This is a genomic window from Tenacibaculum adriaticum, assembly GCF_008124875.1.
Lineage (GTDB): Bacteria > Bacteroidota > Bacteroidia > Flavobacteriales > Flavobacteriaceae > Polaribacter > Polaribacter adriaticus.
On the sequence record NZ_VNIA01000001.1, the window covers coordinates 429,552 to 452,105 of the forward strand.

The 22,554-nt window shown below is 30.6% G+C and carries 19 protein-coding genes; 6 read left to right on the top strand and 13 right to left on the bottom strand.

What is annotated here, in order from left to right; all coding sequences use genetic code 11:
• The first annotated feature begins 217 nt into the window (after nt 1-217).
• The 3 genes from C7447_RS02030 (at nt 218) to C7447_RS02040 (ending at nt 5,811) form a co-directional block, all read left to right on the top strand.
• The gene (locus tag C7447_RS02030; RefSeq protein WP_170245870.1) at nt 218-1,768 is read left to right on the top strand and encodes a tetratricopeptide repeat protein; all 1,551 of its coding nucleotides are present in this window, start codon (nt 218-220) and stop codon (nt 1,766-1,768) included.
• 167 nt (nt 1,769-1,935) lie between these two features.
• Nucleotides 1,936-4,794 (top strand): TonB-dependent receptor, encoded by a 2,859-nt coding sequence (locus C7447_RS02035; protein WP_148868514.1) that lies wholly within the window; start codon nt 1,936-1,938, stop codon nt 4,792-4,794.
• A gap of 3 nt (nt 4,795-4,797) precedes the next feature.
• Nucleotides 4,798-5,811, top strand: a complete 1,014-nt coding sequence (locus C7447_RS02040; protein WP_148868515.1) for a phytase — start codon at nt 4,798-4,800, stop codon at nt 5,809-5,811.
• Between the two features lie 54 nt (nt 5,812-5,865).
• On the opposite strand, the gene C7447_RS02045 is transcribed toward C7447_RS02040, so the two are convergent.
• The 7 genes from C7447_RS02045 to C7447_RS02075 all read right to left on the bottom strand — a co-directional run bounded on the left by C7447_RS02045 (nt 5,866) and on the right by C7447_RS02075 (nt 14,642).
• Complete coding sequence (locus tag C7447_RS02045) at nt 5,866-7,635, bottom strand: MutS-related protein (protein WP_148868516.1); 1,770 nt, start codon at nt 7,633-7,635, stop codon at nt 5,866-5,868.
• Nucleotides 7,636-7,711: 76 nt separating this feature from the next.
• The gene (locus C7447_RS02050) at nt 7,712-8,458 is read right to left on the bottom strand and encodes a succinate dehydrogenase/fumarate reductase iron-sulfur subunit (RefSeq protein WP_148868517.1); all 747 of its coding nucleotides are present in this window, start codon (nt 8,456-8,458) and stop codon (nt 7,712-7,714) included.
• An 8-nt stretch (nt 8,459-8,466) separates the two neighbouring features.
• On the bottom strand, nt 8,467-10,479 hold the full coding sequence (locus tag C7447_RS02055) for a fumarate reductase/succinate dehydrogenase flavoprotein subunit (protein ID WP_148868518.1): 2,013 nt from the start codon (nt 10,477-10,479) through the stop codon (nt 8,467-8,469).
• Between the two features lie 15 nt (nt 10,480-10,494).
• On the bottom strand, nt 10,495-11,172 hold the full coding sequence (locus tag C7447_RS02060; RefSeq protein ID WP_148868519.1) for a succinate dehydrogenase cytochrome b subunit: 678 nt from the start codon (nt 11,170-11,172) through the stop codon (nt 10,495-10,497).
• A gap of 248 nt (nt 11,173-11,420) precedes the next feature.
• Nucleotides 11,421-12,941: an LA2681 family HEPN domain-containing protein gene (locus tag C7447_RS02065; RefSeq protein WP_148868520.1), complete on the bottom strand. Its 1,521-nt coding sequence runs from the start codon at nt 12,939-12,941 to the stop codon at nt 11,421-11,423.
• A gap of 169 nt (nt 12,942-13,110) precedes the next feature.
• Nucleotides 13,111-13,704: a hypothetical protein gene (locus tag C7447_RS02070; RefSeq protein WP_148868521.1), complete on the bottom strand. Its 594-nt coding sequence runs from the start codon at nt 13,702-13,704 to the stop codon at nt 13,111-13,113.
• A 17-nt stretch (nt 13,705-13,721) separates the two neighbouring features.
• Complete coding sequence (locus C7447_RS02075; RefSeq protein ID WP_148868522.1) at nt 13,722-14,642, bottom strand: OmpA family protein; 921 nt, start codon at nt 14,640-14,642, stop codon at nt 13,722-13,724.
• A gap of 281 nt (nt 14,643-14,923) precedes the next feature.
• Between C7447_RS02075 and C7447_RS02080 the strand changes: the two genes are divergently transcribed.
• Nucleotides 14,924-15,304, top strand: coding sequence for an ankyrin repeat domain-containing protein (locus C7447_RS02080; protein WP_148868523.1), 381 nt, complete (start codon nt 14,924-14,926; stop codon nt 15,302-15,304).
• 65 nt (nt 15,305-15,369) lie between these two features.
• Here the strand turns inward: C7447_RS02080 and amaB are convergent, their stop codons facing one another.
• Complete coding sequence (amaB, locus tag C7447_RS02085) at nt 15,370-16,911, bottom strand: L-piperidine-6-carboxylate dehydrogenase (RefSeq protein ID WP_148868524.1); 1,542 nt, start codon at nt 16,909-16,911, stop codon at nt 15,370-15,372.
• A 109-nt stretch (nt 16,912-17,020) separates the two neighbouring features.
• Here amaB and C7447_RS02090 point away from each other — a divergent pair, with 109 nt between their 5' ends.
• Entirely contained in the window at nt 17,021-18,067 is a 1,047-nt protein-coding gene (locus C7447_RS02090; RefSeq protein ID WP_148868525.1) for an isoaspartyl peptidase/L-asparaginase family protein, read from the top strand.
• 1 nt (nt 18,068) lies between these two features.
• Here C7447_RS02090 and C7447_RS02095 read toward each other — a convergent pair whose 3' ends face one another.
• The 5 genes from C7447_RS02095 to C7447_RS02115 form a co-directional block, all read right to left on the bottom strand.
• Nucleotides 18,069-18,428 (bottom strand): DUF6970 domain-containing protein, encoded by a 360-nt coding sequence (locus C7447_RS02095; protein ID WP_148868526.1) that lies wholly within the window; start codon nt 18,426-18,428, stop codon nt 18,069-18,071.
• A gap of 24 nt (nt 18,429-18,452) precedes the next feature.
• Entirely contained in the window at nt 18,453-19,778 is a 1,326-nt protein-coding gene (locus C7447_RS02100) for an outer membrane beta-barrel protein (protein WP_148868527.1), read from the bottom strand.
• Complete coding sequence (locus tag C7447_RS02105; RefSeq protein ID WP_394343749.1) at nt 19,778-20,284, bottom strand: RNA polymerase sigma factor; 507 nt, start codon at nt 20,282-20,284, stop codon at nt 19,778-19,780. Before C7447_RS02105 ends, C7447_RS02100 begins: the two co-directional genes overlap by 1 nt.
• A gap of 68 nt (nt 20,285-20,352) precedes the next feature.
• A complete protein-coding gene (locus tag C7447_RS02110) occupies nt 20,353-21,048 on the bottom strand; it encodes a hypothetical protein (protein WP_148868529.1) in 696 nt (231 codons plus the stop codon).
• Nucleotides 21,049-21,077: 29 nt separating this feature from the next.
• Nucleotides 21,078-21,482, bottom strand: a complete 405-nt coding sequence (locus C7447_RS02115) for a hypothetical protein (protein WP_148868530.1) — start codon at nt 21,480-21,482, stop codon at nt 21,078-21,080.
• An 84-nt stretch (nt 21,483-21,566) separates the two neighbouring features.
• Here C7447_RS02115 and C7447_RS02120 point away from each other — a divergent pair, with 84 nt between their 5' ends.
• The gene (locus C7447_RS02120) at nt 21,567-22,541 is read left to right on the top strand and encodes a LuxE/PaaK family acyltransferase (RefSeq protein WP_148868531.1); all 975 of its coding nucleotides are present in this window, start codon (nt 21,567-21,569) and stop codon (nt 22,539-22,541) included.
• Nucleotides 22,542-22,554: the final 13 nt, after the last annotated feature.

Below are 22,554 nucleotides of genomic sequence, written 5' to 3' on the forward strand. Positions count from 1 at the left end.
TCTTTTGATATAATATACAAACTAAAAATTCTTTTTGTGATATAAACTTCATTTCTATCTGTTTTTACTCTTTTTATATCGATGATATATGTTTATAAAAACAAATTAATGATTAGTTAACACGATAATTTATTGTTGTTAGATTATTTATCTATTCTTTTGTGGAGTCATGTTAAATAATCACTACATTCTTTGTGGGTTTCTTACGGTGTGTATTTTGTTTTTTAATAACGCTAATGGCCAATCTATAGATTTAAATACCCCTTTTTATAAAGAAACAGATTCTATATTATTAAATTACAAAAAAGAACTGGAGCTTGCTAAAAAGAAAGACTCCAACCACTTAATTGCAGAGAAAAGACAGCAATTGGGTCATTTTTATTATGATTCTGGATTGTATACAGAGGCTATTAATCAATATAATAAATCTTTAGAGCTTATTAACTCATTAAAAGTTGGCTCCTTACATATTTTACTAAACAATGACATTGGAAGAGTATATCTTTCTATGAATAACTACAGTTCTGCTGAAACTTTTTTTAAAGATGCTTTACAGATTTCAAAAAAATTAAATTTATTAAAAGGACAAGCCGATTCTCAGGGTTTATTAGGAGCTACTTACGAAAAAAAAGGAGAATATTTAAAAGCTTTAGAATATCAAAGAAAAAGTTTATCTCTGTTTGAAATCTTAAAGGATAGCACTGGAATCGCACTAATAAATGAAAATATTGGAAGTATTTATGAAGATCTAATCCAATATGATAAAGCTCATAATTATTTTATTAAAGCCTATCGTTACTTAAAAGACACCAAAACACATGCTGAAATTAATGTATTAAATAATTTAGGTGATGTGTATAGAAAAAAAGGAGAGTATGATGAATCAATATTATACACTAAAAAAGCCTTGGAATTAGCCATCATAATTAATGACGACAATGAGCTTGAAAGTGCCTATAAAGACATGTCTAAAGCTTATGCTTTAGTAGGAAATTATGAGAAAGCATTTGAGTTTTTAAAAAAATCAGAAAGGTTAAAGGAAGAAATACTAAATAATCAAAATGCTTATCAATTAAATGCTTTACAAACTGCTTATGATTCTAACAAAAAAGAAGCTCAAATTCGACTTTTAGAAGAAAAAAACAAAGTAAATCAGGCAAATCAAAAAGTATTAATCGTCATCTTAATTTCTATTTTAAGTATCATCTTGATTTTATTACGATATTTTAATAAAAAAAGGAAAGCAAATTTAAAACTACAAGATTATAAGCAACGAACTTTAAAGGCTGAACTCGACAAAAAAGAAATTGAAGAAAAAAATTTACAACGAGATAACCAGTTAAAAACTGCTTCACTATCAAAATACAGTTTGCATCTATCTCAAAAAAATAAAATTTTATCAGATATTTCTACCACTTTAAAAAACATCGCTACTCGAAAAAATATAGACTACAACTCTAAGTTAAAAGAATTAGCTAAAGAAATAGATTTTAATTTACAACAAGAAAGTGAATGGGTTGAATTCAAAAACTTATTTGAAGATATACATCCAGATTTTATAAAAAAACTATCTTCAGTATCTGTTGATCATTTGTCTCCAGCAGAACTAAAATTAGGAATGTTACTAAGATTAAACCTTTCTTCTAAAAAAATTGCCTCTGTATTAAGAGTAACACCAGATAGTGTAAGAGTCGCTCGATATAGATTGAGAAAAAAACTTCCTATAGATCAGAAAAAAGAATTAGTCAGTTTTATGCTTGAATTATAGCCTATTTCTACCTTTCTTTTTTTAAAGTTAGTACAATGTAAATTAATCTTTATTGTTGCCTATTTGTTTACCTAAAAACAGAATATAGTTGCTTGTTTGTTTACCTAAATAAAAACATATAACATATTGATATATATAAATTTGGAGTAAATAAAACTATAACTAAAATGAAACAAACCAACCTACTAAGATTCCTTTTTGTAACGGTTTTTATACTTTTTAATATTGTAAAAACCAATGCTCAAAACGGGACAATTCAAGGTATTATAACCGATGAAAACGGAATCTCTATTCCTGGAGCTACTATTTTAATAGAAGAATTAAAAAAAGGTGCAGTATCAGATTTTGATGGAAAATTCACGATGCTAAATATTCCTGAAGGTACTCATAAATTTTTAATCGAATATTTAGGATATGCAAACCAAGAACAAGAAGTGACTGTAAAAACATCAGTAACTACAGCTGTAAACATTATATTAAAATCCAAAAGTACAGAGTTGGATGAAGTTGAAATTACTGCTTATACCATAGGAGGACAAGCAAGAGCTTTAAATGCTCAAAAAAACAAGCAAAATATTACTAATATCGTTTCTACAGATCAAATAGGAAAATTTCCTGATGCTAATATTGGAGATGCTGTAAAACGTATTCCTGGAATTACTATGCAAGTAGATCAAGGAGAAGCACGAAATATTGTAATTCGTGGTTTAGCACCTCAATTAAATTCTGTTACCTTAAACGGAAGCAGGATACCTTCAGCCGAAGGTGATAACAGAAATGTCCAAATGGATTTAATTCCTTCGGATATGATTCAAACTATTGAAGTAAATAAAGCAGTAACTCCAGATATGGATGCCGATGCACTTGGTGGTTCTGTAAATTTAATCACAAGAACCTCTCCTCAAGGGTTCCGGTTTTCGGGTACTATAGGTTCTGGACTTAATTTTATAACAGACAAACGTATAATTAATGGATCTTTTCTTGTAGGAGACAGAACAAAAGATGATAAATTTGGATGGATGATTTCAGCATCTGTAAACGATAACGATTTTGGATCGGATAACGTTGAAGCAGAATGGGAAGATGAATTTGAATACAATGCTTTTGATGATGAAGATAATTTAGAAGAAGTTGCTGTAAATCCTTATGCTAAAGTAACTGAAATTAGAAAATATCTTGTACAGCGTATTAGACGTAGTTTCTCTGCTAACTTAGACTATAAATTCGACGATAATAACTCAATTTATTTAAAAACTATTTATAATTGGAGAGACGATCGTGAAAATAGATTCCGATTAGAACAAGAAATTTTAGATGGTGAAGATATTGAAGATGGTGATTTTTCTGTTGATGGAAATGGAAATTTAACCAGTTTTCCTGTTGAAGCTAAAAGACAAACTAAAGGAGGAATTTCAGGAGGAAGAAATAAAAATGCTCGTTTGGAAGACCAACGTATGCAAAATTACAGTTTTGGAGGTAAACACTTAGCAAACAACTTACAGATAGATTGGATGGCTTCTTATGCTAAAGCATCCGAAGAACGTTTAAATGAACGTTATTTAGAATATGAAAGTGAATATGGAATTACATACAACAACAACTCAGATTTTCCTCTTTATACACCATTAAGTACAGAGAATGCAGACTATAACCTTTTTGAATTCGGAGAATTAACGGAAGAAAACCAATACACAGAAGAAAAAGATTTCAATACATTTTTGAATTTCGAGTTACCATTAAACTTATTTAATAAAGAAAACGGGGTATTAAAATTTGGCTTTCGAGGAAGATTCAAAAACAAAAACAGAAATAATAATTTTACTGAATATAGTCCTGAAGGAGCAGAATTTGAATTCTTGGGAGGTATTCCCACTCAAAATTATACAGACTCTAATTTTGAACCAGGTAGTCAATATATAATAGGAGATTTTGGAAGTGCTGAATATCTTGGAAGTTTAAATTTAAACAACACTTCTCTTTTTGAAGGGGAAGATGTTCCGGATGAATATTTAACAGCAAATTTTGATGTAGACGAAACTGTGTCGGCTGGTTATATAATGACAACTCAAAATATAACTGAAAACTTCAGTGCATTATTTGGAGTACGATTGGAAAACACAAAAATAAAAAGTATAGGAAATGAAATTATCTTTGACGAAGATGGCGATTATGAAGCAACAAATGAGGTGAAGGATGAAAATTCTTATACTAACATCTTACCGGGACTTCATTTAAAATATGATATTTCAAAAAACACCATTTTACGTTTTGCTTGGACCAATACAATTGCAAGACCAAATTATGTAGATCTTGTTCCTTTTAAAGAAATAAATAATGAAGATGAAGAAATTGTATTAGGAAACTCAGAGTTAGATCCTGCAACATCAATGAATTTTGATATAATGGCGGAACATTATTTTAAATCTGTAGGATTAATTTCTGGAGGTGTATTTTATAAAGACATTAAAGATTTTACTTATATTTTTCAATATGAGGATGAGAACGAATACGAAGTGTACCAACCTTTTAATGGTGATGATGCTTCTGTACTAGGATTTGAGGTTGCTTTACAACGTCAATTAGATTTCTTACCAGGATTTGCTAAAAACTTTAGCATCTATTTAAACTATACTCATTTAACATCTGATGCTAATGGTATTAGAAATGAAGATGGTGAAGAACGTACAGATTTAGACCTTCCTAATACAGCTCCAAATATGTTTAATGCTTCTTTTGGTTATGCAGACAAAAGAATAAATTTACGTTTATCAGGTAATTATTCCGATGCATATTTAGATGAAATTGGTGGACGCCCTTTTGAAGACAGGTATTATGATAAACAGTTTTTCTTAGATTTTAACGCAAGCGTAGCATTAAATAAAAACTTGAGTTTATATGCAAGCATCAATAACATTACAAATCAACCTTTACGTTATTATCAAGGTGTAAGTAGTAGAACTATGCAAATGGAATATTATCAAAAACGTTTAACTTTTGGTTTAAAATACGACCTGTTCAAAAAATAAAAGATGAAATATTTATATATAACCTTATTAGTATTAACAATTGTTGCTTGTAAAAAACAATTACCTGAAATAAAACCAACAGTTATTACTGAAAAATTACCTCATGATAGTGATGATCCAGCAATTTGGATTAACAAACAAGATCCTGAAAAAAGCATTGTTTTTGGAACGGATAAAGACGAAGTTAATGGAGGAGTCTATGCTTTTGATTTAGATGGAAAACTTATCAAAGAAAAAAGTATTACAAATATTAATTATCCAAACAATGTAGATGTAGAATATGATTTCAAAATAAACGATTCTACAAAAACAGATATTCTGGTGTTTTCGGAAAGGGAAAAACATCAACTCCGATTATTTTCTGTTCCAGATTTAAAACCATTAGATAATGGTGGTTTCAAGGTTTTTGAAGATGAAACTGATGTTGAAATGAAACGACCAATGGGAATTTCTTTATATAAAAACCCTAAAAACGGAAACATCTCAGTGATTGTGAGTCGTAAAAACGGACCCACAGAAAACTATTTGCATCAATATGAATTCATTTCAGACTCTTTAGGGATAAAAGCCAATTTAGTTAGAAAGTTTGGAAAATTTAGTGGTAATAAAGAAATTGAAGCAATTGCTGTAGACGATACTTTAGGATATGTTTATTATTCAGATGAAGGAGTTGGAATACGTAAATATTATGCTAATCCTGAACAAGGAAATGAAGAAATCAAATTATTTGGTGGCGAACATTTTAAAGATGACATAGAAGGAATTGCCATTGCTACTTATGAAGGAGATAAAGGTTATATTATTGTTTCAGATCAACAAGACCATACATTTAATTTTTTTAAACGTAGCGATAATATGTTTGTTAAAAAACTAAATCTTGGAACTTTAGAAACTGATGGTTGTGATGTTACCACAACAGCTTTAGGAACTAAATATCCTAACGGATTATTTGTATCTATGAATGATGAGAAAGATTTCTTTTTGCACGCATTAGATTCGCTTAAAATTACAGAATAATTAAAATTATCTCATAAAAAACAAACCCTTTTTATTTCTAAAAGGGTCTGTTTTTTATATAATTTCCATCTTTTTTAACAAGAAACTCGCATTCATATTCTGGCAAATTCCTTTTTTGAAAGTATAGTCAAAATGAAGCTCGTCGTTGATAATTTCCGCATCAAAATAGTAGTTTTGTACAGCCTTTAATTCTTTTTCAATTTCACATAAACTTAAATCATGCGTAGCAATAATTCCTGTAGCTTTTGATGCTACCAATTTCTCTACAAATTTGCGTGAGCCAATAGCTTTATCAGTACTGTTTGTACCTTTTAATATTTCATCTAGAATAATAAAATAAGGTTCTTTCTGTATTGCGTCTACAATGAGTTTTAAGCGCTTTAATTCTGAAAAGAAATACGAACTGTCATCAGTTAATGAATCGCTTGTACGCATGCTTGTAATAAGCTTAACAGGAGAATATATACTAGACTCAGCACAAACAGGCAAACCAACATTAGCCATAACAATATGAAGCGAAACCGTTCTTAAAAAAGTACTTTTTCCAGCCATGTTTGCTCCAGTAACAATAAAAAATTGCTGATGATCTATATGAATGTCATTATCAATTCGTTTCGCTTCCTTAAGTAAAGGATGCCCTAAACCCTTGGTGTTAATAGCAACGTTATTTTCTATAATTTTTGGAAATATATACTGCGAATGATTATACGCATAATTACCTAAACTATTATATGCATCAAAAAACGAAACGACTTCAAACCAATCTTCTACTTTATCATGATAGTTTTTTATCCATTGTTCTACTTGGTAACTGTTTTTAATATCTACTAAAAACAATCCGTTTCCAAAAATGGCAGAAATTAAATTATTTCTATTATCTAAAGCATCTAAAGCCTTTGAAAGTTCCGTAAAAATAAGAGAAGCTTTTTTGTTTTCAGTTTGAATTTTCTTTTGCTTTTCCTTTAATAATTCTGAAGTAAAAGTCTCATTTTCTATCTGATTTAATAACTGAGCATATTGACGAAAGGTGTCTTTTACCTTGTCTGTATTTTGAGACAAGTCATTTATTTTTTTAAGATATTTTCCTGTAATTGCTAAACCTACCAACAACCAATACACTAAAAAAGAAGTATTTATAACATTTAACAAAATCAACCCAAATAAAATTGAGGATAATAATGAGAATACCAACGGAATCCATTGCATTCCTTTAGGTAAAAAGGATTGATGTTGTTTTAACCAAACTATAATCTTATTAGCGGGAGTTTCGGTTTTTATTAAACTAGATATTGCCTGAAAATGCTGCCTCCATACTGTCTTAGAAGCAAGTTCTTTTATGGCTTGCTGACGAGAAATAATATCTTTTGTATTATTAGCCGTTAGTTCATCTACTAATTTTTTAGTGCCTTCGCTTATAATGGTTCTATTCATAAATTGAAAGAAAGAACCTCTTCCAAATAAATCAATATCTAAGCTATAAAAGTGATGTGAATCTTGAAATTGTAAACCTTCTTCTCTTTCCTGAAAATCACCAGAAGCAATCTTGATTTCATCTTCATTTATATTCACTAACGCTTTGGCTAATTCTTGTTGTTGCTTAATATTGGTATACTTAATCAATAAAAACAAAAATATAGATACGCCTATCAATCCAATAACTACCGCTATTTGCCACTGATTAAAGAACCAATAAACACCAAAAGAAGTTGATAAGAACACTAATAATCTAAACATACTTAAAGCAGTCATCGACTTGTATAGTTTACTTATTTCCTTTTCGTGAATCTTAATTTGTTCCTTATAAAATGATATTGTTTCTTTCATTGATTTTTTGGTTTAAAGAAATAAAAAATCCCAAGTTTTATCTTGGGATTTTTCTTTCTATATAAAAGAAGTGATTTTATCCTTTTAAACTTGCTTTTAAGTATTCTGTATTCATACGAGCAATGTTTTCTAAAGAGATTCCTTTCGGACATTCTACTTCACAAGCTCCTGTATTCGTACAGTTACCAAAACCTTCTTCGTCCATTTGCTTCACCATGTTTAAAACACGATCCGTAGCTTCAATTTGTCCTTGTGGTAATAATGCAAACTGAGATACTTTTGCACCCACAAATAACATTGCTGATGAGTTTTTACAAGTTGCGACACAAGCACCACAACCAATACAAGTTGCTGCCTCAAAAGCTTTGTCTGCATCGTGCTTATTCACAGGAATAGCATTTGCATCAATAGTATTTCCTGATGTATTTACAGAAATAAAACCTCCAGCGTGTTGAATACGATCGAAAGAACTTCTATCTACAATTAAATCTTTAACTACAGGAAATGCTTTTGCTCTAAATGGCTCGATGTAAATTGTATCTCCATCTTTAAACATACGCATGTGTAATTGACACGTAGTTATTCCACGATCAGGCCCATGCGCTTCTCCATTAATATATAATGAACACATACCACAAATTCCTTCACGACAATCGTGATCGAAGGCTACAGGCTCTTCATCTTTATTAATTAATTGTTCGTTTAAAACATCTAACATTTCAAGGAAAGACATATCTGGTGAAATATCGTTGACTTTATAATCAACCATTTTACCTTTATCGTTAGCGTTTTTTTGACGCCATATTTTTAACGTTAAATTCATAGCTTTCCTTATTTGTATGATCTTTGTTTTAATTCTATATCTTTAAATTCTAACTGCTCTTTGTGTAAAACAGCATCGCTTGGTTCTCCTTTGTATTCCCAAGCAGCAACGTATGCAAAATCTTTATCGTTACGTAATGCTTCACCTTTTTGTTCACCATCTAACTCAACAGAATCTTCTCTAAAGTGACCTCCACAAGACTCTTCTCTATTTAAAGCGTCTTTTGCAAATAATTCACCTAACTCTAAGAAATCTGCTACACGACCTGCTTTCGCTAATTCTTCGTTGTATTCTTCGTTTGTTCCAGGAACTTTAACTTCTTTCCAAAACTGCTCTCTTAAAGCTTTTATTTCTGAAATAGCTTCTGTTAATCCTTGTACATTACGAGACATTCCTACTTTGTTCCACATGATTTTTCCTAATTTCTTGTGGAAATAATCTACAGAGTGTTTCCCTTCATTCGTTACAAAGAAATTTAATTTCTCTTTTACTTCTTTTTCTGCCTCTTCAAATTCTTTTGAATCTGTAGAAATTGGGCCTGTACGAATATCATCAGATAAATAGTCTCCAATGGTATATGGTAATACAAAATAACCATCTGCTAAACCTTGCATTAATGCAGAAGCTCCTAATCTATTTGCTCCGTGGTCTGAAAAGTTAGCTTCACCAATACAATATAAACCAGGAACTGTTGTCATTAAATTATAATCTACCCATATTCCACCCATTGTATAGTGAACTGCTGGATAAATCATCATTGGTGTATTGTATGGGTCTTGATCTACAATCTTCTCATACATTTGAAACAAGTTTCCGTATTTATTTTTTACTACTTCTTGTCCTAATTTTTTAACTAAAGCAGCATCATTTTCATTTAATCCTTTAACATGTGCTTGCTCTTTACCATAACGTTGAATGGCAGAAGCAAAATCTAAAAATACCGCTTCACCTGTTGCGTTTACACCAAAACCAGCATCACAACGCTCTTTTGCAGCACGAGAAGCAACATCACGAGGCACTAAGTTTCCAAAGGCAGGATAACGACGCTCTAAATAATAATCTCTATCTTCTTCAGCTAAATCTCTAGGTCTTAATTTCCCTGCTCTAATAGCTTCTACATCTTCCATTTTCTTTGGAACCCAAATACGTCCATCGTTACGTAAAGACTCAGACATCAAAGTTAATTTAGACTGATGATCTCCAGAAACAGGAATACATGTTGGATGAATTTGTGTGTAACAAGGGTTTGCAAAGTAAGCACCACGTTTGTGCGCTTTCCAAGCTGCTGTTACGTTACTTCCCATCGCATTTGTTGATAAGAAGAATACATTACCATAACCACCAGTTCCAAGAACTACTGCGTGTGCAGAATGACGTTCGATTTCTCCCGTAATTAAGTTACGTGTTATAATTCCACGAGCTTTTCCATCAACTTTAACAACGTCTAACATTTCGTGACGGTTGTACATTTTGATTTTACCACGACCTATTTGACGGTTCATAGCAGAATATGCTCCTAATAATAATTGTTGTCCTGTTTGTCCAGCTGCGTAAAAAGTACGTGATACTAACACACCACCAAACGAACGGTTATCTAACAAACCACCATATTCACGAGCAAAAGGAACTCCTTGTGCAACACATTGGTCAATAATATTTGCAGAAACCTCTGCCAAACGATACACATTTGCTTCACGAGAACGATAATCTCCACCTTTTACAGTATCGTAAAATAATCTGTAGGTAGAATCTCCATCTCCTTGGTAATTCTTCGCTGCATTAATTCCTCCTTGTGCAGCAATTGAGTGTGCACGACGAGGAGAATCTTGAAAACAAAATGCTTTTACATTATAACCTAGCTCTGCTAACGTAGCAGCAGCGGAACCCCCTGCTAAACCTGTACCTACAACAATAACATCTATGTTACGTTTGTTAGCTGGGTTTACTAAATTAATGTGGTTTTTATAATTAGTCCATTTGTCTGCAATTGGACCTTTTGGTATTTTAGAATCTAAAGCCATATTTAGATGTGTTTTTTAGTGATTAAAATGATGAAACAATGCAATAAAAATGAATCCTAAAGGAATACCAATTGCATAGATTTTACTAAATCCTTTTAATCCTTTTGTGTATTTGTTATTTGCTCCAATTGATTGGAAAGCAGAATTGAAACCATGTAATAAGTGAAGTGATAAGAATACAAAACCTATACAATACAGAGCAACTCTCCATATTGGAACAAATTTATGTTGTAATTCTTCAAAGTATCTATAACCTTCACCATCTGCTAATAAACCAGACATGTCACCTTGAATATATTTGGTGTTAATTTCTGGAATCCAAAAATCTAAAAAGTGAATAACTAAAAATACTAAGATAAAACCACCACTCCAAATCATGTTTCTGCTCATCCAAGAAGAATTAGCTCCTCCATTGTTTTTTGCATAACTAACTTGTCTGGCTTTGTTATTTTTTATTTCTAAAACAAATCCCATTACAAAATGGAAAATAACACCTATAATTAAAACAGGTTGCAATAAATACTGGACAGCCCAAAAAGTCCCCATAAAGTGAGAAGCTTCGTTAAAAGCATCTGGACTTATAACCGATAAAATATTAATTGCAAAGTGTTGTAAAATAAAAAACATTAGAAAGAGTGCCGAAAGTGCCATCGCAAACTTTCTTCCTATTGAAGAATTTAAAATTCCGCTCATTTTTTTGAAGTTGATTTATATCTAACAAAGTTAATATGTACGTATTTATTGCACAAATTTTACGAATTGTTTTGTTTGATATTTAGAATGTGTATAAATAGAGAGCTCTTTTTGAAAGGTTTCGCTATCGTGTTTGTATATGGTTTGTTGCGTGGTTAACAAATAAAAACCGAATAGAAAATCCTTGCGGATTTTCGTAAGTAGGCTAGAACTAGCAATAAATTATACACGTCTTAAGTTAGCAGCAGTTATTTATTTTCTTCACTTCTAATTAGAAAAGTAAAACTGAATATTGCAGAACGAACAATTTTAAGTAATTCCATTGTAAAGCTTTCTAATTCGCTTAATGAAATAGTTTTGTTACTCTCATTAAAAAAGACTTTGGTTTCAATTATTTTATATGTAAATTCATGTTCCATTAGGTTTCTTAATTTCTTATATAATCGTAGTTTTCCACTATCTTTATTTAAATCTAACGATAAGCTATATAGTGCGCATAAAGAAATGTTCTTTTCATTTATTAATTGAGCTTTATATACGTCAAATACATTTTCAAAATAGGTGAAATTATCTTGGTTTAGATTATAAAAGGTGACTATACCATTTCCTAACTTATCTAAAATACTATAAGCTAATTTAAAAGACATTTTCAAATATTCAATAGAGTAACCTGTCTTAATTTTAATTGAACTGTCATATAAAACATCATTCGGTTGTGGGTGAGATTGAGTTTTGTGTTCAAAAAGAAGAAATCTTGAAAACGAAAATTCGGATTTAATTATTTCAAGTAATTGGTTTAAGTCATTATTCTTAGAGTTTAATAATAAATCATCTTGATAAGCATCTGTGCATTTACAATATATTGCATGTTCAGAAAGTGTAACATTATTATCTAATGAAAACTTTCTTAACTCAGAATGATTTTTATAATATTCTATTTCTTCATTAATATTCTTTATTATTTGTTCTTTATTTAGTTCAAATCCATTTTCTTCTAGTCTTTTTTTGCAAAAGTTTATACTACTTTCTGTATTTCGTATAACCGCATCATGAGTAGGTTCAAGATATATTTTTTCTAATCTTTCAGCTGCTTTGTAATATAGAGAAGGTGTTTCTTTGATTTGATATTTTGAAACAATATTTAGTAAAGAATCAGCCCATGAAATACTAGACTTAATATGATTATTGTTTTTTTTAATATTTTCTTCATAATAGGTCATTGCTTCTAAATATCTACCAACATGGCCTAAAGAAACTGCTAAGTTATTTTTAATGTTAAATTCTTCTATTTCACTAGTGTTATCCTTTAAACTCACTCGATATAATGAAATAGATTTTTGGATACTATCTTTAATGGAATAGATGTTTTTTATTTTGGAATAGTCAATAAGTGTTTCTCCTTTTTTAAAAGTATTTTCTGCTAATTCTATCGTGTATTTAACTTCGTGTGCTCTAGCAGTAACAGAATTATGAAACTGTTTGAGTCCAACTTCTTCTTCTGGAATAATTTTTTTTAAACTTTTGAGTAATCCAATTCCTTTTGATATAACTTTTTTAGCTTGTTCAAATCGATTTCTATAATAGATTAGAGTATCTGCAATTACGATATATGACTCAACTAATTGAACTTTAAAAAATTCAGGTTCGATGGGAATTTCTCCGTTAATTACTTTATCCAATTTATCTAAGGCATCATCATATTTTTTATTGTCAATTAATAAATTTATTTCTTCGTGAATTGCAATAGAAGTTAATGGGATTGGATTCATTTGATAGTCGGTTTTCTAATTGCTGCTAACTTTAATGATATGAGTTCGTTTTAATAACTTATATCAGACGATAGCGAAGTTATCGAAAAATGACTTTAGAAACAAACTAAATATTTAAACAAAAAACCTCACAAATTTGTGAAGTTTTTTGTTTAAATACATAGAAAAATTATGCTTTCCCTCCATCTAATTCATCTTGCCACTTTACCAATTCTTCCCATCGGCCTTGATACGCCAATCTTGCTTGCCTTGGCCATGTTCCTGGCTTATGAATTTTATAACGATCTCCTCCGCTATTTAAAACTTCTTGACATTTTTCTATAGAAGTTTCACCTAAAGCTTTCCATGTTTTTATTCCGAAGTTATGAAAAAGGCCTTCAATTTTAGGTCCAATTCCTTCTACAATTTTTAAATCGTCTTGTTTTACTTTCTTTCCTAAAGCTGCTTTGGCTGCATCTGCTTTAAACGGAATAGTAGCAACGGTTCCTACTGCTGAAGTAAATGAAGAAGAAACGTTTCCTAAAGGTTTTCCTCCAGTTTGTAAGTTCTGTTCTTTTGATGTGCTTTCTTTTGCTGATTTTAAATCAGTTTCTAATTTTATTTTGCTTTTTTTACAAGCATTTAAATCGGTTTCTAATTTTGCTACTTGTTTTTTTAATGCTAATAATTCGTCATTATTTCCGCTTAAAAGCTTCCCTAATAAATAGCCTAATAAAGCTGAAATAAGACCTACTAATAAGGGGATTAATAAACACCAATTCATAATTTTTTGTTTTAAGGTTAGTTAATTGTTATTACTGTTCTTCTATTTTTTGCTCTACCTTCTTCGGTACCATTGTCTGCAATAGGCTCTGTTTGACCTTTAGAGGTTGCGATAATTTTATCTCCTGATATTCCATTAGTAATTAAGTATTGTTTTGCAAAATCTGCTCGGTTTTGGCCTAATAGTATATTATGAGTTGCATCTCCGGTTTTATCTGTATGACCTGTTACTAAACACATTGCTCCTTCAACCTTATCTAAATACATAGAGATATCGGCTATTTTACTTCTTTGTTCAGGCGTTAAGTTGATGTTTGCCTGACCTGTTTTAAAATATAACACTACTGGATTTTCCTTAATTTCATTAGCAGTCAATTTTAACTTTTCTGAATTATCAACAGAAGCTAAAACCTCAAAAGATAATGGTCCATGAAATACATTTAATGAATCTGCAACCATTTCATCATTTAATTGACTATAAGTGTCTATTAATTTTGATGAAATTCCTTTATCTTTTAAGTAATTTTTAATTGAATTTGCTCTAGCTAATCCTAAGTTTGGAAATGCTGAATTGTTCGTTTCATCACTTTGATAAAATCCTGTAACAGATAATGTTTTTCCTTCTTGAGAAGTTAAATATTCTTTTAATTTTTCTATTTCATGGTCTAAATTTGTAGAGACTGGTTGTAAATAATTTAAACCTGATTGTTTGAAGTTGAAATTATCCTCTACAGAGAGAGATAAGTTTCCGTTAACATCTTTTACTTGGAAAGGTAAAAAAGTAGTAGCAGGAATAATTGTACTAACATTTTCAACTTTTTTTTTCTGTTTGCATGCACCTACTTCACAACAAGGATTACAACAAAACTTCCAATAAAAATATGTTCCTAAGAGGATAGTACCTATAATACCTAATAGATACAGTAGTTTTTTGCTCATAGTATATTTTTTTAAGTTACTGAGGGTTAATTTATTAAAATTTTACCAAATTTTAACATTTAGCTCTTTTTAATTTTTTTGAACACTAAATTATCAAATTCACAATAAGATAAACTTACCTTAAAACATATAACACACACGCCTTTTACATTTGTTTATTAAATAATTTTAATAAAATGTTATAATGTTATTATTATGTTAATAAGTGTTTTAATTTGAAACTTCTTTTCTTTTAAAGCGTCTTTTAGTTGAACATAACTATTAACTTAAACCTTAAAATCATGAAAAAATCGGTTCTAACCATTATGGTCTTATTTTTAGCCATAACAACAACTAATGCAAGTTCAAAAAACATTAAACGCACAGAAATTACTACTCGTTACGCGGATGTAAGTCCGTTTTGTAAATTAATTCAGTCTGGTAATTATGAAGCTGTAAAAGCTATGATTGAAAGTGGTGTAGATATTAATAAAAAATCTACAGGGTTAACACCTTTAATGTTTGCGGCTCGTTACAACAAAGCTAAAATTGCTAAATTGTTAATTGAACGCGGAGCTAAATTAAAAGTAAAATCAGACAATGGTTTTACTGCATTAAAGTATGCACAATTATCGAAAGCAACAGACGCTTTAGCTGTTATTGAAGAAGCTCTAAACAGTTAAACTTGCAGTATTGTAATTATTTGAATAAACAAAAAGCCTCGCAAATTTGCGAGGCTTTTAACTTTTTATAAATCAAATTTAATTCCTTGTGCTAACGGTAAATCAGTTGTGTAATTAATCGTGTTAGTTTGACGACGCATATACACTTTCCATGCATCTGAACCAGATTCACGACCCCCACCAGTTTCTTTTTCACCACCAAAAGCTCCACCAATTTCTGCTCCTGAAGTACCAATGTTTACATTCGCAATACCACAATCAGATCCCTGAACAGATAAGAAACGCTCAGCTTCACGTAAATTATTGGTCATAATTGCTGATGATAACCCTTGTGCAACACCGTTTTGTAATGCAATTGCATTTTCAACATCTCCAGAATACTTCAATAAGTATAAAACAGGTGCAAATGTTTCGTGTTGTACTATCTCGTAATAATTTCCTGCTTCTGCAATTGCTGGTTTTACGTAGCATCCGCTTTCGTAACCTTCTCCTGATAAAACGCCGCCTTCAACAACAATTTTACCTCCTTCAGCAACAACTTTTTCTAAAGCATTTTCATAATTTTTAACGGCATCTTTATCGATTAACGGTCCAACATGATTGTTTTCATCTAATGGATTTCCAATACGTAATTGTTTATATGCATCAGCAACCGCATTTTTTACTTTATCATACATAGATTCATGAATGATTAAACGACGTGTAGATGTACAACGTTGTCCTGCAGTTCCTACAGCACCGAAAACAGCTCCAATAACCGTCATTTTAATATCGGCATCTGGAGTTACGATAATAGCATTATTTCCTCCTAATTCTAACAATGATTTTCCTAAACGACCTGCCACTTCTTTTGCAACGATTTTACCCATACGGGTAGAACCTGTTGCAGAAATTAAAGGAACACGAGTATCTTTAGTCATCATTTCACCAACTTTATAATCTCCATTAACTAAACAAGAAATTCCTTCTGGTAAGTTGTTTTCTTTTAATACTTCTGAAATAATATTTTGACATGCAACACCACATAAAGGTGTTTTTTCAGAAGGTTTCCAAATACAAACATCACCACAAATCCAAGCTAATGCTGTGTTCCAAGCCCAAACTGCTACTGGAAAGTTAAATGCAGAAATAATTCCAACAACTCCTAATGGATGATATTGCTCATACATTCTGTGGCCAGGTCTTTCTGAATGCATTGTTAATCCATGTAACTGACGCGATAAACCAACGGCAAAATCACAGATATCAATCATTTCTTGTACTTCTCCTAAACCTTCTTGATAAGATTTACCCATTTCATAAGAAACTAATTTTCCTAAAGCTTCTTTTTTCTCACGTAATTTTTCACCAAACTGACGTACAATTTCTCCACGTAATGGTGCTGGTTTAGTTCTCCAAGTTTTAAATGCTTCTGTAGCTGTTTTCATTACAGCTTCGTAATCATCTTTTGTTGATGCTTTTACTTTTCCTATAAGTTTACCATCTACTGGTGAGTAACTTTCTATAATATCTCCGTTAGAAAACCATTTAGTTCCCGTAGATGATCCGTTGTTTATATCTTCTAATCCTAAAGTAGATAACGCTTCTTTAATTCCAAAATCTGCCATTTTGTGTTTCCTTTTTAGTTGTTTAAATTGAGCTCAAATTTACAAATAATTTTTTTGTTATATAATTTAAACAAATTATTTGGTTTTTGTTTAAAATCAAACATTTAAAATGAAAAAAAACTATTTTTTATCGATCTTACTACTATCGTTTCTCGGATGTAATTCTGAGCCTAAAACATCATCTGAAAAGAATAAAAAAGTAAATGAATTTGCTATTGTTATCCACGGTGGTGCAGGTACTATTTTAAAGAAAAATATGACTCCTGAAAAAGAAAAAGCATATCAAGATAAATTAGAGGAAGCTATAAAAGTTGGTTATAATATTTTAAATAATGGAGGTTCTAGCTTAGATGCTGTAGAAAAAACAATTCACGTCATGGAAAATTCTCCATTGTTTAATGCAGGAAAAGGAGCTGTTTTTACACATGATGAAACCAACGAATTAGATGCTTCAATAATGACTGGAAATGATTTAAATGCCGGTGCTGTGGCTGGGGTAAAGAATGTTAAAAACCCTATTTCATTAGCTCGTAAAATTATGGAAGAGTCTCCTCATGTTTTACTTTCAGGTAACGGTGCTTCTGTTTTTGCAAAAGAACAAGGATTAGAAATCGTGGAACCAAGTTATTTTTATACTGAAAGTAGATTCAAATCTCTACAACGAGTAAAAGAGAAAATGAAAGCGGAATTAGATCATAATGCAAAAACTGCTTTTTACGACTCAGAAATTAAGAATAGTAAATTTGGAACTGTTGGTTGTGTTGCATTAGATAAAAACGGAAATATTACAGCTGGAACCTCAACAGGAGGAATGACCAATAAACGTTGGAACAGGATTGGAGATTCACCCATAATTGGTGCGGGTACCTATGCCAATAATGCTACTTGTGGTGTTTCATCTACTGGTTGGGGTGAATATTTTATTCGCGGGATGGTAGCGCATGATATTTCTGCTTTAATCGACTATAAAGGTTCAACATTAAAAGAAGCAAGTAAAGAAGTTATTCAGAATAAACTAACAAAGCTTGGTGGAACTGGTGGTATTGTCGCTATTGACAAGTTTGGCAATATTGTGTACGAATTCAACACCGCTGGAATGTACAGAGCATCTATGAACGATAAAGGTGAATTGGATGTGAAAATTTACAAAGAGTAAACTAAAAACTTTTCCAGAGAACTTTTTTATCTGTTGCTTTTTCGGTAAAATCTGGGCATGTGTTATTTAAACTAGGTAACATCCCTCCAAACGTGCAAAGCTTTTCTTTTTTAATGTTGTATAAAGTAGACATTGCATCCGGACATTGGTAACAACCGTCAACCATATAAACTATTTCTCCTTTATATGTATATTGAGTAATCATAGCTTTGGTTGGAAATGGACTTTTCTTAGTTTCTTCTATATATTCTTTTATCCAAACAATATCTTGTAACGGATTGTTGGTACTTTTTTGCGCATTTGAACTCGATTTACAAGACATCATCAAAACAATTAGAAGGGCGGGAAAAAATATTTTCATTTGTGTTTTTAAGCTAAGGTACAATTAAAATTCATACTTTATTCCTGTATAGATTCCGAAAGTATAAGGTTTAAAGCCGTTTGAGTTTTTTGAAAAAGTATTAAAATGTGATTTAAACATTGGGTTAATGTTAAATTTCATCTTATTATTAATAGAATAATCTACATCTAATCCAAAATTACCACTAAAATTTATGGTGTTTAAATTGTTTGCTTCTCCTAGAACTTCAGAAAAAGAACTTGTTTCTGCGGTAATTGTATTTTGATTTAAAAAAAGAGAACTAAAACCAGCGATTATATTTGTTCTTATTTTTGAGGAAGATAATATGTTATACTTCATCTCAATTGGTATTTCAATATACCCGTATGTTTGATTTAAGCTTCCTTGTTCTACAGCAAAGCTATTACTTAAAGATAAAGCATCTGCATTTTCAAATGAGTTTACAATAAAGTATTCTTGATTAGAATTAATATTTGTTAAATTACTACTTCCAATAACACTAGAGACGATAGCTACATTTTTTGTGTTGAATTCAACTTTTTGCATATGAATACCTGATTGAACAGACCATTTCTTATTTATTTTATAAGCAACATTTACACCATAAGAAAACGTGTTTTCTCCTGATGTTTTATTGCTATTAAGCCCTGCATCAATAGCGGATGCATTTGTAAAAGAATTCGATTTTAAAACTCCTAAAACAGGAGAAACTGACCACTTATTTTCTTTGGAAACAACTTTAACATTCTCTTTTTCTTTTTTTAATTCCGCAATAAAATCCTTTCTTCCTTTTTCTTTCTTTTTATTAGATTGATCCTTTTCTTCTTTATTAGAAAAAATCTTTTCCATAACAATTTTTTTGTCAGAAGAAATACCCTTCACAGTTTCTTCTGACTCTCTTCCTTTTTCAATATTTTTTTCAGTTTTTTTATCCCCAAAGGCCAAAATTTGTTTTGTTTTTATTTTCTTTTTGGAAGCTCCTATTTGTTTTTTTTTTCTTTTGGTAATTTCCCTTTTTTTTTCAATTGATACTATTTCTTGGTTAGTCTCTTTTTCGATTACATCTTTATTCTTTAATTTTTTTGTATTAACAACTTCTTCTATTTTTTGTGGTAAATTTAGATTGTCTTTTTGGTTATTATCCTCTATTTTTTTTATCTCTGGGAACAACAATAATCCAAAAATCAACATGGCTGCCACACCACTAGAAAGCCACCAAATTGGAAAAATTCTTCGTTTTTTCTTTTGAAGTTTTGCTTCAATATTCTCCCAAATTTCAGGACCAGGAGTCACCTCCATATCTTTGAATTTCTCTTGAAACAACCTATCAATATTTTTATTCTCTAACATTAAGCGTTTTCTTGTTTTTGCTGGTAATCTTCAATCTTTCTTTTTAAAATTAAACGTGCTCGTGATAAATTAGATTTTGAGGTTCCTTCAGAAATTTCTAACATATTCGCTATTTCTTTATGCGAAAAATTATCTAACACGTATAAATTAAAAACCAATCTATACCTATCTGGTAACTGCTGAATTAACTCTAACATAAAATTTAACTCTATTTTAGTTTCGTCGACATCTATTAAAATGTCTTCCTTACTTTCTATATTTTGTTCATCCTTTACTAACTGTAAAGGTGATTTTTCTCGGTACCTCTGTAATGCTGTGTTCACAACAATTCTTTTAAGCCAACCTTCAAAAGAACCTTTACTTTCGTATTGATACATTTTATTAAATGCTATTATAAAACTGTCTTGCAACACATCTTCAGCATCATGATAATTTCGAGAATACTTTAAACTCAATGCGAAAAGTTTACCAGCAAAAAGATGATAAACTTGAGTCTGCGCTTGCAAATTATTTTGCTTGCATTTTTGTATGAGCTCTTCTAGGTTAATTTTTATAAAGTTTATTTAAAAATAAACTAATATTTTAATACAGGATATCCGTTTTCACAAACTACCTCTTGTGGCTGAACGGGCAGTTCACAGGTGGAAGTTATATTCCATTTAATATTATATTGATTTTCTGCCTCGGTATATTCTTCTATTTTTTGTAAAAAATCAACTGTATCTATTTGATTAGAATATGGTATGTATCCTTGAGGACCTCCACAAGCTTTAGAACCGTATGCAGTAAAACTCCATTCTGTAGCATTTGTACAAGAAATACTGTTAGATACATTTTCTATTTCTGTAAACAATTCGATTAATTTTTGATGGTCTTTTTCTTGATCACTCAGCTCTCTTTTTACCACTAATTTCTCATCCGTTAACGAAACTATTCTCCAATTAAAATCTCCTGGAAAAAATTCCATTTTCACTTCTATTAAATCATTTTTGGTATTATACCTTCCTTCTACATCATTAAAAACCAACGGTGGAGTTCCACACCAACCAGATGTTCTTTCAATAAAAATTCCATTATTTAAGAAAGAGATTCCATATTCTTTTTCCATTAAATTAGTTGCCCTTTCAAACGTTAACGTTTCATTTTCATATACTGCATTTACCCAACTCCCTAACAATAAATTATTAGGATTAAAATCTGTGCTCGTATTATCTGAACAAGACACTAATGTGATGCAAAATAATATTGTAATTAAAATTTTAACTTTCATGTGTTTAGTAATTTTATGTTAAAAATTGATTAATTTACTGGCACAACAACTTCCTCGAAAATGTTTTCCCCATCATCATCTACTCCTTTCCAAAATTTAAAAACATAATCTTTTTCCTGTGTAACTTTTACAGGAAAAGTATATTCTTCTTGAACTATTTCTTCGGTACAATCTACATCGAGTCTTACACGTGCATTTATAGCAACAACTCTTATAGTGTCTTGATAATCATAATATAATCCGTTAAAGAAGTAACAACTATTTGGTAAAGAATATTTTACTGTAATATCGTAAGTCTCACCATATATGAAACTATCAGGAGTCTGTGCTTCATCAATCGTTAATAACTCATAATTATATTTAGGTGTATCATCGTCTCCTAAACAAGACTGAAATAATAGAACACTTAAAAAAAGAAAAACAAGCTTTTTCATAATAGTATCGTTTTTAATTGTTTATTATAAGATGTAGATTTTATAATTAGGTTGCGTTTAATAATCTTATTTTTGCAAAGGTTTATGCAAAAAGAAGTTTTTAACATACAATCTGAAGAAGATTTTAACAAAGTAACCATGCAAGTTTTTAAACATCAGTTTGAAAATAATGTGGTATATCGTTCTTTTTGTGATTTGTTATATGTACATCCGAGTGATGTAAAATCTATTGAAGAGATTCCTTTTTTACCGATTCAGTTTTTTAAATCGCATCCCGTTTTAAGTACTTCGGATGAAATTCAACAAACATTTACCAGTTCAGGAACTACAGGAAGCATAACTAGTAAACATTTAGTGTCTGACCTTTCTTGGTACGAAAAAAGTTATTTAAACGGTTTCAAACATTTCTATGGTAATATTGAAGAGTATACTGTTTTAGCCTTATTGCCAAATTATTTAGAGCGAACAGGATCATCCTTAATTTATATGGTTGATGATTTAATTAAACGCTCTAAAAATCTTGAAAGTGGATTCTATCTTAATAACCTTGAGGAACTCGCTAAAAAACTCATCAATCTTGATAAAAAAGGAAATAAAATTCTACTCATAGGTGTTTCTTTTGCTTTGCTAGATTTAGTTGAAAACTATCAATTCGATCTACAAAATACCATCGTAATGGAAACTGGCGGAATGAAAGGACGTAGAAAAGAATTAGTTCGTAACGAATTACATAAAATTTTATCTGATGGTTTTTCTGTTGATAAAATCCATTCAGAATATGGTATGACTGAACTCTTAAGTCAAGGATATTCAAAAGGAAACGGAGTTTTCGGTTGTCCACCTTGGATGAAAATTCTTACTCGTGATACTGAAGATCCTTTAACTATTCAAAACACTGGGAAAACAGGTGGAATTAATGTTATAGACTTAGCCAATTACAACTCGTGCAGTTTTATTGCAACGCAAGATCTAGGAAAAGTGTATAACGATGGTAGTTTTGAAATTATTGGTCGTTTTGATAACTCTGATATTCGTGGGTGTAATTTGATGGTTTTATAAAACTTTCCTTTCT

Excerpts from the sequence above, each read along its gene's own strand:
- C7447_RS02035 (WP_148868514.1), top strand. The coding sequence starts at position 1,936 with ATGAAACAAACCAACCTACTAAGATTCCTTTTTGTAACGGTTTTTATA.
- C7447_RS02040 (WP_148868515.1), top strand. The coding sequence starts at position 4,798 with ATGAAATATTTATATATAACCTTATTAGTATTAACAATTGTTGCTTGT.
- C7447_RS02045 (WP_148868516.1), bottom strand. The coding sequence starts at position 7,635 with ATGAAAGAAACAATATCATTTTATAAGGAACAAATTAAGATTCACGAA.
- C7447_RS02050 (WP_148868517.1), bottom strand. The coding sequence starts at position 8,458 with ATGAATTTAACGTTAAAAATATGGCGTCAAAAAAACGCTAACGATAAA.
- C7447_RS02055 (WP_148868518.1), bottom strand. The coding sequence starts at position 10,479 with ATGGCTTTAGATTCTAAAATACCAAAAGGTCCAATTGCAGACAAATGG.
- C7447_RS02060 (WP_148868519.1), bottom strand. The coding sequence starts at position 11,172 with ATGAGCGGAATTTTAAATTCTTCAATAGGAAGAAAGTTTGCGATGGCA.
- C7447_RS02065 (WP_148868520.1), bottom strand. The coding sequence starts at position 12,941 with ATGAATCCAATCCCATTAACTTCTATTGCAATTCACGAAGAAATAAAT.
- C7447_RS02070 (WP_148868521.1), bottom strand. The coding sequence starts at position 13,704 with ATGAATTGGTGTTTATTAATCCCCTTATTAGTAGGTCTTATTTCAGCT.
- C7447_RS02075 (WP_148868522.1), bottom strand. The coding sequence starts at position 14,642 with ATGAGCAAAAAACTACTGTATCTATTAGGTATTATAGGTACTATCCTC.
- C7447_RS02080 (WP_148868523.1), top strand. The coding sequence starts at position 14,924 with ATGAAAAAATCGGTTCTAACCATTATGGTCTTATTTTTAGCCATAACA.
- amaB (WP_148868524.1), bottom strand. The coding sequence starts at position 16,911 with ATGGCAGATTTTGGAATTAAAGAAGCGTTATCTACTTTAGGATTAGAA.
- C7447_RS02090 (WP_148868525.1), top strand. The coding sequence starts at position 17,021 with ATGAAAAAAAACTATTTTTTATCGATCTTACTACTATCGTTTCTCGGA.
- C7447_RS02095 (WP_148868526.1), bottom strand. The coding sequence starts at position 18,428 with ATGAAAATATTTTTTCCCGCCCTTCTAATTGTTTTGATGATGTCTTGT.
- C7447_RS02100 (WP_148868527.1), bottom strand. The coding sequence starts at position 19,778 with ATGTTAGAGAATAAAAATATTGATAGGTTGTTTCAAGAGAAATTCAAA.
- C7447_RS02110 (WP_148868529.1), bottom strand. The coding sequence starts at position 21,048 with ATGAAAGTTAAAATTTTAATTACAATATTATTTTGCATCACATTAGTG.
- C7447_RS02115 (WP_148868530.1), bottom strand. The coding sequence starts at position 21,482 with ATGAAAAAGCTTGTTTTTCTTTTTTTAAGTGTTCTATTATTTCAGTCT.
- C7447_RS02120 (WP_148868531.1), top strand. The coding sequence starts at position 21,567 with ATGCAAAAAGAAGTTTTTAACATACAATCTGAAGAAGATTTTAACAAA.